The sequence below is a fragment of the Pantoea sp. y20 genome, from assembly GCF_054903455.1.
In genome coordinates this window covers 580,407-595,159 of sequence record NZ_CM142816.1, presented here as the reverse complement: position 1 = coordinate 595,159, position 14,753 = coordinate 580,407, and the positions used below count along the sequence as shown (strand labels likewise).

13 protein-coding genes and 2 tRNA genes are annotated in these 14,753 nt (G+C 53.6%); 4 read left to right on the top strand and 11 right to left on the bottom strand.

The features are described 5' to 3' along the window. Window positions 1-10: 10 nt before the first annotated feature. The 9 genes from nusA to rlmE form a co-directional block, all read right to left on the bottom strand. Window positions 11-1,498: a transcription termination factor NusA gene (gene nusA / locus ACYAC5_RS02675; protein WP_101762251.1), complete on the bottom strand. Its 1,488-nt coding sequence runs from the start codon at window positions 1,496-1,498 to the stop codon at window positions 11-13. A gap of 24 nt (window positions 1,499-1,522) precedes the next feature. After that, window positions 1,523-1,975 carry a ribosome maturation factor RimP gene (gene rimP, locus ACYAC5_RS02670; protein WP_137386838.1) on the bottom strand — a complete coding sequence of 151 codons (453 nt, stop codon included), beginning with the start codon at window positions 1,973-1,975 and terminating at the stop codon, window positions 1,523-1,525. 212 nt (window positions 1,976-2,187) lie between these two features. Beyond that, a tRNA-Met gene (locus ACYAC5_RS02665) sits at window positions 2,188-2,264 on the bottom strand. A 59-nt stretch (window positions 2,265-2,323) separates the two neighbouring features. After that, window positions 2,324-2,410, bottom strand: a tRNA-Leu gene (locus tag ACYAC5_RS02660). Window positions 2,411-2,459: 49 nt separating this feature from the next. Then, on the bottom strand, window positions 2,460-2,795 hold the full coding sequence (gene secG, locus ACYAC5_RS02655) for a preprotein translocase subunit SecG (RefSeq protein ID WP_007886689.1): 336 nt from the start codon (window positions 2,793-2,795) through the stop codon (window positions 2,460-2,462). A gap of 214 nt (window positions 2,796-3,009) precedes the next feature. Then, window positions 3,010-4,344 (bottom strand): phosphoglucosamine mutase, encoded by a 1,335-nt coding sequence (glmM, locus tag ACYAC5_RS02650; RefSeq protein WP_101762253.1) that lies wholly within the window; start codon window positions 4,342-4,344, stop codon window positions 3,010-3,012. Window positions 4,345-4,347: 3 nt separating this feature from the next. Continuing rightward, on the bottom strand, window positions 4,348-5,181 hold the full coding sequence (gene folP, locus ACYAC5_RS02645; RefSeq protein ID WP_101762254.1) for a dihydropteroate synthase: 834 nt from the start codon (window positions 5,179-5,181) through the stop codon (window positions 4,348-4,350). Window positions 5,182-5,311: 130 nt separating this feature from the next. Then, complete coding sequence (gene ftsH / locus ACYAC5_RS02640; RefSeq protein WP_036620266.1) at window positions 5,312-7,219, bottom strand: ATP-dependent zinc metalloprotease FtsH; 1,908 nt, start codon at window positions 7,217-7,219, stop codon at window positions 5,312-5,314. Between the two features lie 175 nt (window positions 7,220-7,394). Continuing rightward, entirely contained in the window at window positions 7,395-8,024 is a 630-nt protein-coding gene (gene rlmE, locus ACYAC5_RS02635; protein ID WP_007886684.1) for a 23S rRNA (uridine(2552)-2'-O)-methyltransferase RlmE, read from the bottom strand. A 125-nt stretch (window positions 8,025-8,149) separates the two neighbouring features. On the opposite strand from rlmE, the gene yhbY reads away from it, so the two are divergent. Then, entirely contained in the window at window positions 8,150-8,443 is a 294-nt protein-coding gene (gene yhbY / locus ACYAC5_RS02630) for a ribosome assembly RNA-binding protein YhbY (protein WP_007886683.1), read from the top strand. A 126-nt stretch (window positions 8,444-8,569) separates the two neighbouring features. Here yhbY and greA read toward each other — a convergent pair whose 3' ends face one another. Then, entirely contained in the window at window positions 8,570-9,046 is a 477-nt protein-coding gene (gene greA, locus ACYAC5_RS02625; RefSeq protein ID WP_110868068.1) for a transcription elongation factor GreA, read from the bottom strand. Between the two features lie 246 nt (window positions 9,047-9,292). Here greA and dacB point away from each other — a divergent pair, with 246 nt between their 5' ends. Genes dacB through pmrB form a run of 3 tightly spaced genes read left to right on the top strand, consistent with a single transcriptional unit; the run spans window position 9,293 to window position 12,446 of the window. Then, window positions 9,293-10,726 (top strand): serine-type D-Ala-D-Ala carboxypeptidase, encoded by a 1,434-nt coding sequence (gene dacB / locus ACYAC5_RS02620; RefSeq protein ID WP_137386837.1) that lies wholly within the window; start codon window positions 9,293-9,295, stop codon window positions 10,724-10,726. Continuing rightward, window positions 10,726-11,388: a two-component system response regulator PmrA gene (gene pmrA, locus ACYAC5_RS02615; RefSeq protein WP_101762257.1), complete on the top strand. Its 663-nt coding sequence runs from the start codon at window positions 10,726-10,728 to the stop codon at window positions 11,386-11,388. The genes dacB and pmrA overlap by 1 nt, the downstream gene beginning before the upstream one ends. Next, on the top strand, window positions 11,385-12,446 hold the full coding sequence (gene pmrB, locus ACYAC5_RS02610) for a two-component system sensor histidine kinase PmrB (RefSeq protein WP_277974448.1): 1,062 nt from the start codon (window positions 11,385-11,387) through the stop codon (window positions 12,444-12,446). Before pmrA ends, pmrB begins: the two co-directional genes overlap by 4 nt. 6 nt (window positions 12,447-12,452) lie before the next feature. On the opposite strand, the gene ACYAC5_RS02605 is transcribed toward pmrB, so the two are convergent. Continuing rightward, window positions 12,453-14,723, bottom strand: coding sequence for a TonB-dependent siderophore receptor (locus ACYAC5_RS02605; protein ID WP_277974447.1), 2,271 nt, complete (start codon window positions 14,721-14,723; stop codon window positions 12,453-12,455). Between the last annotated feature and the right edge of the window lie 30 nt (window positions 14,724-14,753).

Below are 14,753 nucleotides of genomic sequence, written 5' to 3'. Positions count from 1 at the left end.
CTTCCTGTTATTACGCGTCATCGCCGAACCAGCAGATATTACGTGCAGCCATAATCAGCGCACCGGCTTTCTCGTCATCCAGCCCTTCAATATCTGTCAGATCGTCAACACCTTGCTCAGCGAGATCTTCCAGCGTGCAAACGCCTTTCGACGCCAGGCGATACGCCAGCGCACGATCCAAGCCCTCAAGATTCAGAAGATCCTCAGCGGGCTCCTGATTACCAAGGCTCTCTTCTTTCGCTAATGCCAGGGTGGTTAACGCATTTTTTGCTCGTTCACGCAGGGCTTCAATGGTCTCTTCATCGAGGCCGTCGATTTCCAGCAGCTCGTTGATTGGCACATAAGCCAATTCTTCCAGCGAAGAGAAGCCCTCTTCCACCAGAATGGTGGCGAACTCTTCGTCGATGTCGAGATGTTTGGTGAACATATCGATCGCTGCATGGGCTTCAGCTTGGTGCTTAGCCTGCAGATCATCGACGGTCATCACGTTCAGTTCCCAACCGCTCAGTTGGGAAGCCAGACGCACGTTTTGGCCGTTACGGCCGATCGCCTGAGCCAGATTGCCGGCTTCAACAGCGATATCCATGGTGTGATTATCTTCATCCACCACAATTGACGCCACATCGGCTGGCGCCATAGCGTTGATAACGAACTGCGCCGGGTTGTCGTCCCACAGCACAATGTCGATACGCTCGCCACCCAGCTCGCTCGAAACCGCCTGGACACGCGCACCGCGCATACCGACGCAAGCGCCCACTGGATCAATACGTTTATCGTTGGTCTTCACCGCGATTTTGGCGCGTGAGCCCGGATCGCGCGCTGCCGCTTTGATCTCGATAACTTCTTCGCCAATTTCTGGCACCTCAATGCGGAACAACTCGATCAGCATTTCTGGTTTAGAACGGGTGACGAACAGCTGCGCGCCACGCGCTTCAGGGCGAACGGCATACAGCACACCGCGGATACGATCACCTGGACGGAAGTTTTCACGCGGCAGCATGTCTTCACGCAAAATCACGGCTTCAGCATTGCTGCCGAGGTCCAGTGAAATGTTGTCACGGTTCACTTTCTTCACCACGCCGGTGATGATTTCGCCTTCGTGTTGACGGAACTGATCAACCACCATTGCACGCTCAGCTTCACGTACTTTTTGTACGATAACCTGCTTAGCAGTTTGGGTGGTGATACGGTCGAAGGTGACAGATTCAATCTGATCTTCGACAAATTCGCCCAGATTGAACGCTTCGTCTTCATAACGGGCTGCATCCAGCGTGATCTCGCGAGTCGGCTGCGTGACTTCTTCTACAATCTGCCAGCGACGAAAGGTGTCGAAATCGCCGCTGCGGCGATCAATGCTGACACGCACTTCGATCTCTTGCTCATACTTCTTTTTGGTCGCAGTGGCCAAAGCGCTCTCCAGCGCTTCGAAGATTTTCTCACGCGGCAGGGCTTTTTCGTTAGAAACGGCTTCTACTACAGCTAAGATCTCTTTGTTCATCCTGGTTAGCCTCAATCCGGACTTTTAAAAGTGGGGGACCAGGTTCGCTTTCTGAATGTTGCTCAGCGCGAACACTTCATCGTTACCCTCAACGGTCACCGTGATCATCTCGCCTTCAACAGACTTGATGATACCCTGCCATTTACGGCGGTTTTGTACGGCCATGCGTAGTACCAGGCTCACCTCGTCACCGACAAAACGTGCATAGTGTTCAGCAGTGAAAAGAGGACGTTCGAGACCCGGCGAGGAAACTTCAAGGTTGTAAGCCACGGTAATTGGATCTTCCACATCCATTACTGCGCTAACCTGGTGGCTAACATCGGCGCAATCATCAACATTGATACCCTCTTCACTATCAATATAGATGCGCAGGGTTGATGTGCGACCACGAATAAACTCAATACCGACTAATTCGTAGCCAAGCGCTTCTACTGGAGCAGAGATCAACTCTGTCAATTTTTGCTCTAATGTGGACAAGCCCACCCCCAAGACATAAAAAAAGGGCCTATAGCCCAGTGTTTCGATTTCCTGATAACAAAAAACCCCGAATATTCGGGGCTTTTTGTGACTGGACCCTGTACGCCGCATAGCGGCTTCGGAGCACAATCCAAAAGAATTTTTTTCAAAAATCACTGAGATTGCGTCCGTCGATGCATACAGTATATTTGAAAAAGAACTCTAAGGGAAAGTGGTTGCGGGGGCCGGATTTGAACCGACGACCTTCGGGTTATGAGCCCGACGAGCTACCAGGCTGCTCCACCCCGCGTCCGAAAACGTGGCGAATAATACGCCGACCTTGCAAAAAATGCAAGTTAAACTGAGATTTGGTACCGAGGACGGGACTTGAACCCGTAAGCCCTTTCGAGCACTACCACCTCAAGGTAGCGTGTCTACCAATTTCACCACCTCGGTACATCACTAGACTGCGACGTTGTTTTATCGCACTACAGCGTTGACGATCTTACTGCGGGATATCATTGCCCGGTGTTGCCGGTTTAGCTGGCTGAGTCTGCTGTTCAGACTGCGCCGGCGCAGTGAGGTTATCCCACTCGCTACCTTTGGCTGTTTTATTACTGTTCAGGTTACCCAGAACCAGGCTGATGATGAAGAACAGCGTAGCCAGTACCGCGGTCATACGAGTCATAAAGTTGCCAGACCCATTTGAACCAAACAGCGTACCAGAAGCGCCTGCACCGAATGAGGCTCCCATATCAGCGCCTTTGCCTTGCTGCAGCATGATCAAACCCACGAGGCCAATCGCTACAATAAGGAAAACAACTAACAGAGCTTCGTACATAATCAACCTGTTTCCTTGCGCGTATCTGCACAGTTAAAGCTTCAACCAATATCGATGGGGAGTCTCGTCATCACCCATCAGAAGCGGGTGTGAATACTAACCAAAGGCACATACCTCTGCAAGTGCAATTTTCACCATCGCTTTCGATTGCGGAAAAAAGCACCATCCCGGTGATTTTGCAGGCGGAAAGTTTAAAAACTCCCCGCCTGAAAACTTACACCGCTTTTACTGCATCCGCGATTTTATGCGCCAGCGCACTGACCTGCGCCTCATCTTCACCTTCCACCATCACACGAATCAGGGGTTCAGTACCGGATTTGCGCAGCAACACACGACCGCGTCCCGCCAGCGTTTTTTCAGCTTCCGCAGTCACAGCTTTCACGCTTTCGCTTTCCAGCGGATCGTGCTCGCCAGCGAAGCGCACATTGACCAGAATCTGCGGCAGCATTTTCATGCCGCTGCACAGGTCATGTAGCGTCATGTGGTTGCGTACGATTGCAGTGAGCACTTGCAAACTTGCTACAATGCCGTCGCCGGTGGTGGTTTTATCCAGCAGAATGACGTGACCGGAGTTTTCCGCTCCTAAACGCCAGCCCTTCTCCTGCATTTTTTCCAGCACATAGCGGTCGCCCACTTTCGCACGGGTAAACGGAATACCCAGCTGTTTCAGTGCCAGTTCCAGACCCATGTTGCTCATTAACGTGCCCACCACGCCACCGCGCAGCTGGCCCTGACGCAGCCCTTCACGCGCAATGATGTAGAGAATTTGATCGCCATCGACTTTGTGACCTAAATGGTCAACCATCATGATGCGGTCGCCATCACCGTCGTACGCCAGTCCGAGATCGGCCTTCTCTTCCAATACGCGATGCTGCAGCAAACGCAGATCGGTCGCACCGCAATCTTTGTTGATGTTCATGCCATCCGGCTGCACGCCGATAGCAATCACATTCGCACCCAGCTCACGCAGCACATTAGGCGCAATGTGATACGTCGCGCCATTCGCACAATCGACCACAATCTTTAGCCCATTCAGGCTCAGCTCGCTTGGGAAAGTCCCTTTGCAGAATTCGATGTAACGACCAGCAGCATCGACAATGCGACTGGCGCGGCCCAGTTCAGCCGACTCTACGCAGGTGATCGGCTTTTCCATCTCCAGTTCGATGGCTTCTTCAACTTCATCCGGCAGCTTGGTACCTTCAGCCGAGAAGAATTTGATGCCATTGTCGTCAAAGGGATTATGAGAAGCTGAAATGACAATACCCGCTTCCGCGCGGAAAGTGCGGGTCAGATAAGCAATTGCAGGTGTCGGCATCGGGCCGGTGAAGGCCGCTGACAATCCCGCCGCCGCCAGGCCCGCTTCCAGTGCCGATTCCAGCATATAGCCTGAAATACGCGTATCTTTACCAATCAATACTTTGCGTGAACCCTGGCGCGCCAGCACCTTACCCGCCGCCCAGCCCAACTTGAGTACAAAATCAGGGGTAATCGGTGCTTCACCGACTTTGCCGCGAATCCCATCTGTACCGAAATATTTACGATTACTCATGCTTTATCCTTTTGCTCTCCGTGTCGCTTCGACGACGCGCATCGCTTCGACAGTCTCTTTCACATCATGCACGCGAATAATTTGCGCCCCTTGCATGGCGGCAATCACCGCACAGCTGAGGCTTCCGGTCAGACGCTGGGCCGGACCGACATTTAGCAACTGCCCAACCATCGACTTGCGTGACATTCCTACCAACAGCGGTAAGCCGTAGTGGTGGAAATGGCTGAGGTTGGCCAGCAGTTCATAGTTGTGGCTGAGATTCTTACCGAAACCGAAGCCAGGATCGAGCATCAGGTTATCTTTTTTGATGCCGGCGGCTTCACATCGCGCAATCTGTGCAGCGAAGTAAGCATCCACTTCGCTCACGATGTGGCTATATTCCGGTGCCTGCTGCATGGTGCGCGGTTCTCCTTGCATATGCATCAGACACACCGGCAAGCCTGTTTCTGCCGCCGCCGCCAGCGCGCCCGGTTCGGACAAAGAACGAATGTCATTGATAATGTGAGCACCCACTCGCGCCGCTTCACGGATTACTTCTGGCTTGGAAGTATCGACCGAAATCCACACCTCAAAACGCTGCGCGATGGCTTCCACCACCGGAATAACGCGTGCCAGCTCCTCTTCCACGCTAACTTCATCAGCGCCCGGACGCGTTGATTCACCGCCCACATCAATAATGGTGGCACCGGCATTCACCATTTCATTGGTGTGCGTCAGCGCATCGACCAGCGTGTTGTGACTTCCACCATCAGAGAAAGAGTCCGGCGTGACATTCAAAATACCCATCACATGGGGAAAAGAGAGATCGAGATGGGAATCACGGGCGAACAACTTCATGGCGAGAATCTCCTTGAGGAATCACTGAATCGCGGAATGTAAAAAACCCCGGACTGACCGGGGTTTGCATTGTAACAAGTATTGCGGGAGGGAGAACTGGCGGTGAGCAACGCCTCCCGCCAGAATGCCATCACATGATCTTGTCTGAACCCGGCGTTTTCGGGTCATCAACAGGACGTGGAGCCTGCGTAGAGTCGCCGTTACCCACAGCAACTTTCGCCTCTTCCCAACCTGCTGGTGGACGCACTTCGCGGCGTGCCATCAGATCGCTGATCTGCGGTGCATCGATGGTCTCATACTTCATCAGCGCGTCTTTCATCGCGTGAAGGATGTCCATGTTTTCATTCAGAATACGGCGTGCGCGCTGATAGTTGGTATCAATAAGGTGTTTAACTTCCTGATCGATAATGCGCGCCGTTTCATCTGACATGTGTTTTGCTTTCGCCACTGAGCGACCGAGGAACACTTCGCCCTCTTCTTCAGCGTAAAGCAATGGACCCAGCTTCTCAGAGAAGCCCCACTGCGTGACCATGTTGCGTGCTACGCTGGTCGCCATTTTGATGTCAGATGAAGCACCGGTAGAAACATAGTCCGGACCATAAATGATCTCTTCCGCCAGACGTCCGCCGTAAGCCACAGAAATACGGCTTTCCAGCTTCTGACGGTTGGCGCTGATCTCATCACCTACTGGCAAGAAGAAAGCCACACCCAGAGCACGACCACGTGGAATGATGGTGACCTTGTGCACCGGATCGTAACCCGGAACCAGCGTACCCACGATCGCGTGACCCGCTTCATGATAAGCCGTCGATTCTTTCTGCTCTTCGGTCATCACCATGGAGCGACGTTCCGCACCCATCATGATTTTGTCTTTGGCTTTTTCAAACTCAACCATCGAAACAACACGCTTGTTGCCGCGAGCAGCAAACAGCGCAGCTTCGTTGACCAGGTTAGCCAAATCCGCACCGGAGAAACCAGGCGTACCACGTGCGATAACTGATGGATCCATATCGGTTGCCAGCGGCACACGACGCATATGGACTTTCAGAATCTGCTCACGACCACGCACGTCTGGCAGACCCACCACAACCTGACGGTCAAAGCGGCCTGGACGCAGCAGCGCCGGGTCAAGGACGTCTGGACGGTTAGTTGCCGCGATAACGATGATGCCTTCATTACCTTCAAAGCCATCCATCTCAACCAGCATCTGGTTCAGCGTTTGTTCACGTTCATCGTGACCACCGCCTAAACCGGCGCCACGCTGACGGCCAACCGCATCGATTTCATCAATAAAGATGATGCACGGTGCCGCTTTCTTCGCTTGTTCGAACATGTCACGCACACGAGATGCACCGACACCGACAAACATTTCCACGAAGTCAGAACCGGAAATGGTAAAGAACGGGACTTTCGCTTCACCAGCAATCGCTTTCGCCAGCAGCGTTTTACCGGTACCCGGAGGGCCGACCATCAGGACGCCTTTCGGAATTTTACCGCCCAGCTTCTGGAAACGGCTCGGCTCACGTAGATACTCAACCAGCTCACCAACTTCTTCTTTGGCCTCATCACAACCGGCCACGTCAGCAAAAGTGGTTTTGATCTGATCTTCGGTCAGCATGCGGGCTTTGCTCTTGCCGAAGGACATCGCGCCCTTGCCGCCGCCGCCCTGCATCTGCCGCATAAAGAAGATCCACACGCCAATTAGCAGCAGCATTGGGAACCATGAGATGAAGATGGAAGCCAGCAGGCTTGGTTCTTCAGGCGGTTCGCCAACGACTTTGACGTTTTTGGTCAACAGGTTATCGAGTAACTTAGGATCGTTGACGGGGATATAGGTGGTGTATTTATTGCTGTCTTTTTTGACAACGTTAATCTCACGCCCGTTAATTCGTGCCTCGCGGACCTGATCTTGGTTCACTTCCGATAGGAAAGTTGAATAATCAACCCTACGGCCATTCGACTCGCTGGGCCCAAAGCTCTGGAATACAGACATCAGCACGACCGCGATGACTAACCAGAGAATCAGGTTTTTCGCCATGTCACTCAAGGGATTAACCTCATATTACAACGATGTTAACAGACAGCGTAGGGTACTATAGATCCTTCATACCTGGAATCGCAGTGCGGATGATTTTGCTTGTTTACCCTGAAACTCAGAATTACACATCAGAGTAAACGCATTGGTCGTCTTGCTTTGATTCCGGCAATTCGGGCTAAAGTTTGCGCCCCGTCGCCACAATGTACACTTCGCGCGAACGTAATCGCGAAGCGTCCGGCTTACGAATTTTTACTTTCGTAAACAGGGAGCGAATTTCCCGCAGGTATTCATCGAAGCCATCTCCCTGAAACACTTTCACGACAAAACTGCCGCCTGGGGCCAGGATATCCCGACACATTTCCAGCGCCAATTCTACCAAATACATCGAACGTGGAATATCAACCGCAGGTGTACCGCTCATGTTGGGTGCCATATCAGACATCACCACCTGCACCTTTTGGTCGCCAACGCGCTCCAGTAAGGCGTTAAGTACCGCCTCATCACGAAAATCGCCCTGCAAAAAATCAACGCCGACAATCGGATCCATTGGTAACAGATCGCAGGCGATGATACGACCACTTGATCCGATAAGCTGAACCACGTATTGCGACCAACCGCCGGGTGCCGCACCGAGATCAACAACCGTCATCCCGGGTTTGAAAATCTTGTCACCCTGCTGAATTTCTTCAAGTTTAAACCAGGCACGCGAACGTAACCCTTTTTTCTGTGCCTGCAGCACATATTTATCGCTAAAGTGTTCCTGTAGCCAGCGACTGGAACTGGCCGAACGCTTTTTACCCGTCATAATTTTTCCAATTAAATCGTCATCGTAGCGATAAATCAGCACGCAATGGTCGCGTTGATTTGGCGATATACCCGAGATGGCGGTAGAATGAACCGTTTTCAATCCCTGAGTAAGCAAAAAATACGATGAATCTGAGTACCAAACAAAAACAGCACCTGAAAGGCCTTGCCCATCCGCTTAAGCCGGTTGTCATGCTGGGCGGAAATGGCCTGACCGAAGGCGTGCTTGCCGAAATCGAACTGGCGCTCGAGCATCACGAATTGATCAAGGTAAAAATTGCCTCGGAAGATCGTGAAACTAAGCAGCTGATCGTGGACGCTATCGTGCGTGAAACTAAAGCAGGCAACGTACAGGTAATCGGCAACACGCTGGTGCTGTATCGCCCTGCCAAAGAGCGTAAAATTACTCTTCCGCGTTAATCATGCCTTTAAAGGCGGCGACGGGCAAAGAAAGTGCCACGCTCCTGCATGTGATAAAAGGCCGCAATGCGGCCTTTTTCCTTTCTTTACAAAATGCAGCGACATATTGCAAAGCGTAGCAATATCTTAAAGGTATTCCACCTTCAGGACTTCATATTCCACATCCCCGCCTGGGGTTTTCACAATCGCGACATCGTCGGCTGATTTTCCAACCAATCCACGCGCCATCGGCGAATTCACTGAAATCAGGTTCTGCTTGAAGTCAGCTTCATCGTCACCCACGATGCGATAGGTGAACTCTTCATCCGTATCCACATTGAGAATGGTCACGGTAGCGCCAAAAATCACGCGACCGGTTTTCGGCATGGCAGTCACATCAATGACTTGCGCATTGGAAAGCTTGGCTTCAATCTCCTGAATACGCCCCTCGCAGAAACCCTGTTCTTCGCGAGCCGCATGATATTCGGCATTCTCTTTCAAATCGCCGTGCTCACGGGCTGTGGCGATGGAGGCGATGATGCGCGGACGCTTCACAGTTTTCAGTTCGTTCAGCTCTTCGCGCAGCTTCTCAGCGCCTTTCAACGTCATCGGAATCTGATTCATTTTGGCTCCTCGTCATCTATCCTGGTTAACGGCGTCATCCTGACCGGTGACAGCAGAAAACAGCTTCTGCAGCGCGTTACCTCTTTTCACAAGCAAAAGAAGCCTGACCCGGAAAGCTTTCCGGGTCAGGTTCGGTTTTGCATTTTGATACGTATTTTACCCCAGAGTTCCCTGTGGGTCATCGTTTACTTTGCACCGTCCGGGGACGTAGTATTGACGCCCTCACCCGTCAGTTACCGCGAGATTATGCGATTTTCACGACTTGTTACCGGATTAACCTGTGCGTTTATGCTGCAGGCACAAGCAGCTCCCGTTGAAGAATACATGCAGTATTTGCCAGACGGCGCAAACCTGGCGCTGATGGTACAAAAAGTGGGCGCATCCACCCCGATAATCGATTATCACGGCAAACAGATGGCGTTACCGGCCAGCACCATGAAAGTGGTGACAGCGCTGGCGGCTTTATTAGAGCTCGGGCCCGATTTTCGTTTCCAGACCACCATGGAAACCAAAGGAGCGGTCAATGACGGCACCCTGAATGGCGATTTAGTGGCACGATTTGGCGGCGATCCTACGCTGAGCCGCCAGGATCTGCGCAACATGGTCACAGCGCTGAAAAAGCAGGGCATCACCCATATTAAGGGCAATCTGGTGATCGACACCTCGGTGTTCGCCAGCCACGATATGGCGCCAGGCTGGCCGTGGAACGATTTGACGCAGTGCTTCAGTGCGCCACCGGCAGCGGCCATCGTCGATAAAAACTGTTTCTCAGTATCGCTGTATAGCGCCAATACACCGGGCGAAAACGCCTTTGTGCGTATCGCCTCCTATTATCCGGCCCATATGTTCAGTCAGGTGCGCACCATTGGCCGCAACAGCGGTGACGGACAATATTGCGAGCTGGATGTGGTGCCAGGCGAGCTCAATCGTTACACCTTAACCGGCTGCATGCGTCAACGGTCAGAGCCGCTGCCGCTGGCCTTTGCCGTGCAGGATGGTGCTGCGTGGGCCGGTGAGATACTTAAAGCCGAGCTGCGCGCCGCCGATATTGATTACAGCGGTCATTTGGTTCGCCAGGCGCAAGTGACGTCGCCGGGTACCGTGTTGGCTTCAACGCAATCAGCGCCGCTGCACACGCTGCTGCACACTATGCTGAAGAAGTCGGACAACATGATTGCCGACACCGTGTTCCGCACCATCGGCCATCATTACTTCAATGTGCCTGGCACCTTCCGAGCGGGTTCAGATGCGGTACGTCGTATTCTGCGCGAAAAAGCCGGGGTCGATCTCGGCAACAGCATTCAGGTTGATGGTTCCGGGCTGTCGCGTCATGACCTGATCGCGCCAGAAACCATGATGCAAGTGCTGCAATACATTGCGAAAAATGATTCGACGCTGAATTACATTTCGATGCTGCCGCTGGCCGGTTACGACGGCACGCTGCAATATCGCGGCGGTCTGCATGAAGCAGGGCTGGATGGCAAAGTCTCGGCGAAAACCGGTTCGCTGCAGGGCGTCTATAATCTGGCAGGATTCATCACCACCTCCAGCGGCGCGCGCGTCGCCTTTGTCCAGTTCCTGTCCGGTTACGCGGTACCGCCGGAAAATCAGAAAACGCGCCGCATTCCGCTGGTACGTTTTGAGAGCCGCCTCTATACGGATATCAACAAGAACAACTGATGAAACTGCTAATCGTTGAAGATGATGCGCTGTTGCAATCGGGCCTCGCGCAGGCATTAAGCTCGCAAGGCTACGCCATCGACTGCGCCAGTACCGCCGCAGAGAGCAACGCGCTGCTGCGTAGCGGTCAGTACAGCCTGATCGTGCTCGATCTCGGCTTGCCGGATCGCGATGGCGCATCACTGCTGCGACAATGGCGACGCGACGGCATTGCGGTGCCGGTACTGATCCTCACGGCGCGCGATGCGCTGGAGGATCGCGTTGATGGTTTGGATGCCGGCGCTGACGATTATCTGGTGAAGCCGTTTGCATTGGTTGAACTGCAGGCACGCGTGCGGGCGCTCATCCGCCGTTATCAGGGCCACAGCGATAACCTGCTGCAACAGGGCGATCTGACACTCAATCTCAGTTCACAACAGGTTCTGCTGGAAGATCAGCCGCTGGAGATCACGCCCAAAGAGTTCGCACTGCTCACCCGCTTACTGATGCGCGTGGGGCAAAACGTACACCGCGAAACGCTGCAACAGGATCTCTACAGCTGGAATGACGATCCCGGCTCCAACACTCTCGAAGTTCACATCCACAATTTGCGTCGCAAGCTCGGGAAAGATCGCATAAAAACCGTGCGCGGCGTCGGTTACCGTCTGGAAATCCGCGAATGAACAGCATGCGTCAGCGGTTATTGATTATGCTGGCGCTGATTCTCCTCACCTGTCAGGTGATGAGCGCCATCTGGCTCTGGCATGAAAGCCGCGAGCAGATCAGTTTTTTAGTCAACGAAACGCTCTCTGCGCAGGCGCGTAACGATCGGGTAGAAAACGAGATCCGTGAAGCCATTGCCTCGTTGCTGCTGCCTTCCTTAGTCATGGTCGCCCTTACCTTGCTGCTGTCGTTTTGGGCGATTAACTGGATTATTCGTCCGCTGAAATCGCTGCAGGACAGCCTTGCGCATCGTTCAGCGGATAATCTGACACCGTTGCCGATCTACTCCGAAATGGATGAAATCGTGGCGGTAACCACCTCGATCAACCAACTGTTTTCACGCCTCGATCACACGTTGCAGCAGGAGCGCCTGTTCACCGCCGATGCGGCGCACGAGCTGCGCACGCCGCTGGCCGGATTGCGCCTGCATCTCGAGCTGCTCCACCAGCAGAACGTGCCGCAGAGCGAGATGCTAATTGAACGTATCGATCAGCTGATGCACACCGTGGAACAGCTGTTGATGTTATCGCGCGCCGGGCAAGCGCTGGCGGGCGGTCACTATCAGCAGTTGCAGTGGCAACAGGACATCATGCAGCCGCTGGAGCCAGAAATGACCGAGCTGTATCAACAGCGTCAGCAAATCCTGCACTGGCCGCAGAACGACGATGTGCCGCAGCAAGGTGAAGCGGTACTGCTGCGCCTGATGCTGCGCAATCTGCTGGAAAACGCCTCGCGCTACAGCCCGGCTGGCAGCGAAGTCGTGGTGAAGATGCAGCAGGACCAGCAGCAGGTGATCATTGAAGTGTGGGATCAGGGTCCCGGCATTGAAGCCGCCGCTGCGGAAGAGCTGACGCAGGCGTTTCGTCGTCGCGATCAGCGTTATGGCGGCAGCGGTTTGGGTTTGAATATCGTGCTGCGCATCGTGCAGATGCATCGCGGCAGGCTGGAGCTGGTGAACCGTGAAGATCGCAGCGGGCTGATTGCCCGCTGCTATTTACCGCATCAACTGATTGGCTAAGCGCCGTTAGAAGTGGGTATTCAGGCTCATAAAGTAAGTACGACCAGATTCGTTGTAGGTATTCGCACCCGCTCCATACAGATAAGAGTTGGTGTTGGCGTTACCGGTGGTTTGCGCATTACCTTCGCGATAGTGACGTTTATCGAACAGGTTATCGATGCCCACCGTGACGCTGGCGTACTTGTTGATATCGTAGGTACCGCTCATACCGATAATTGAGTAAGGACTCACTTTATCCGTTGCGCTGCCGGTCGAAAGATTCCCTTTGTAATCATACTTCTTCGGCGTCTGCGTGCCGTACCAGGTCAGCGTAGTTTGCAGCGACAGATCCTGCGTCGCCTGCCAGCTCAGCGTCGAATTCAGCGTGTATTCCGGAATCACCGATAAACGATCGCCGGTCTCTTTGTTCTTACTCTGCAGCATATAGGTGAAGTTGTTATTCCACATCACGCTGTCGGAGAACGGCACGTTGACGGTGCCTTCCAGCCCTTCCACCACCGCTTTCGGTACGTTTTCCCACTTATAAATATCTGTGGTGCCATTGGATGCTTTGCTCACTGGCGAGTAACCGGCTTCGATCTTGTTGCGATAATCGTTGCGGAACCAGGTTAAACCGGCCTGATAACCTTCGTGTTTCCACTCCAGACCAATCTCTTTATTGATGCTGTTTTCCGCTTTCAGGTCGCTGTTACCCTGCAGATAACAGGCGCCGGTGCTGGCCGCACAACCCTGACCGTTGCTGTACAACAAGTAGTTCGGGTTGGTCTGATACAGGCTCGGCGCTTTATAGGCGCGACCAATCCCCATCTTCAGCGTGAAGTCATCGCCCAAACCTTGTGACAGGTTGAGCGACGGGCTCCAGTTATTGCCAACAATCGAGTGATGATCAAAACGCAGGCTTGGCGTCAGCATAGTGCTGTCGGTCAGCTCCATGTTGTCTTCCGCAAACAGCGAGAAAATCTCTGCCTGGGAATACGGGCTGCGACCGGTGTTATCGATGCCCGGCACCGAACCGTAGCTCGCTGCCTGCGTGTTGGAAGAGCCATCCTTCATGCGCTGCTGGTTCCATTCGGTACCCAGCGTCGCCGTTTGGTTAAACAGCAGCTCAAATGGAATGCTGACTTCGCTATGCAGCAGCACGTCATCCAGCTGAATGGTGTTGAAACCGCTGTTAGAGAAGATGCCTTCGGTGCCGCCGGCCAAACCTTCATTGATGCGCGAGTTGCGGGTTTTCTCGTAGCGCGCGTAGGTATTGGTGCTGACGCCGTTATCCCATGCGCCGGTCCATTTCAATGAGACGTTCTGGCGATACAGGCGGTTAGTTTCATCACCGTACAGACTTTTCACCAGCGAGCTGGTGTTGGTGTTCTGCGTATCACCCGCATACAGGTTGCCCTGACGGCTGTAACCGGCCTGCAGCTCCAGCGTCTGCATCGGTGCAAACGCCCAGCTCAGCAAGGCATTGATATCTTTATTAACTGAACCTTCACGACCGGCCGGATAGCTGCCCGCATAGCTGCCGGTGCGCGCCGCCGCATGCCCTTCGTTGATGTCATAGGCATCGGCCTGGGTTTTGGCTAAACCACCGTACAAACGGAAGTTGAAATCATCGCCCAGCGGCCCTTCCAGACTGAAGTTAGTGCGCTTAGTGGCGCCTTCCGCTTTATGTTCCGGCACGTTGTAATAGGTGTTCCAGGAACCGTGCCACTGCTGATCGGTCTGTTTTTTGGTGATGATATTCACCACACCGCCCGCCGCGCCGTTACCGTAACGCACCGCCGCCGGTCCGCGAATCACGTCGATGTGATCGATCATCTCCGGCGGCACCCAGTTGGTGTCGCCACGCGTATCACGCTCGCCACGCCAGCCAAGGCGCACCGAGTTGCGGCTGGTGATCGGCATGCCGTCCACCATGATCAAGGTGTTTTCCGGGCCCATACCACGAATATCGATCTGGCGATTGTTACCGCGCTGGCCGCTGGTGGAGTTGCCTGTCAGGTTAACGCCTGGCATGGTACGGATAATTTCAGACACATCACGCGCGGGCGGATGTTTTTTGATTTCGTCGGCGGTAATGGTTGAGACGCCCGGCGCTTGCAGGTTCTGCTGCTGCGCGGTGACCATCAAGGTGCCGCCGTCCATTGATTGTGCGTCAGTCGTGCTGGCAGAGGTTTTGCTGGAGGAAGTCTCTGCTGCCCAGGCGCTGCTGGAAAGCAGTGAGGCGCTGAGCCCCAGTTCAATCAGAATGGCTAACGATAACCGTGAGTAATTTTTCATTTTATACGTTCCTGGATGGCCAGCAAAAAG

Bases quoted from the DNA above. Each gene is read 5' to 3' on its own strand.
- nusA (WP_101762251.1), bottom strand. From the start codon at position 1,498: ATGAACAAAGAGATCTTAGCTGTAGTAGAAGCCGTTTCTAACGAAAAA.
- secG (WP_007886689.1), bottom strand. From the start codon at position 2,795: ATGTACGAAGCTCTGTTAGTTGTTTTCCTTATTGTAGCGATTGGCCTC.
- glmM (WP_101762253.1), bottom strand. From the start codon at position 4,344: ATGAGTAATCGTAAATATTTCGGTACAGATGGGATTCGCGGCAAAGTC.
- folP (WP_101762254.1), bottom strand. From the start codon at position 5,181: ATGAAGTTGTTCGCCCGTGATTCCCATCTCGATCTCTCTTTTCCCCAT.
- ftsH (WP_036620266.1), bottom strand. From the start codon at position 7,219: ATGGCGAAAAACCTGATTCTCTGGTTAGTCATCGCGGTCGTGCTGATG.
- rlmE (WP_007886684.1), bottom strand. From the start codon at position 8,024: ATGACGGGTAAAAAGCGTTCGGCCAGTTCCAGTCGCTGGCTACAGGAA.
- yhbY (WP_007886683.1), top strand. From the start codon at position 8,150: ATGAATCTGAGTACCAAACAAAAACAGCACCTGAAAGGCCTTGCCCAT.
- greA (WP_110868068.1), bottom strand. From the start codon at position 9,046: ATGAATCAGATTCCGATGACGTTGAAAGGCGCTGAGAAGCTGCGCGAA.
- dacB (WP_137386837.1), top strand. From the start codon at position 9,293: ATGCGATTTTCACGACTTGTTACCGGATTAACCTGTGCGTTTATGCTG.
- pmrA (WP_101762257.1), top strand. From the start codon at position 10,726: ATGAAACTGCTAATCGTTGAAGATGATGCGCTGTTGCAATCGGGCCTC.
- pmrB (WP_277974448.1), top strand. From the start codon at position 11,385: ATGAACAGCATGCGTCAGCGGTTATTGATTATGCTGGCGCTGATTCTC.
- ACYAC5_RS02605 (WP_277974447.1), bottom strand. From the start codon at position 14,723: ATGAAAAATTACTCACGGTTATCGTTAGCCATTCTGATTGAACTGGGG.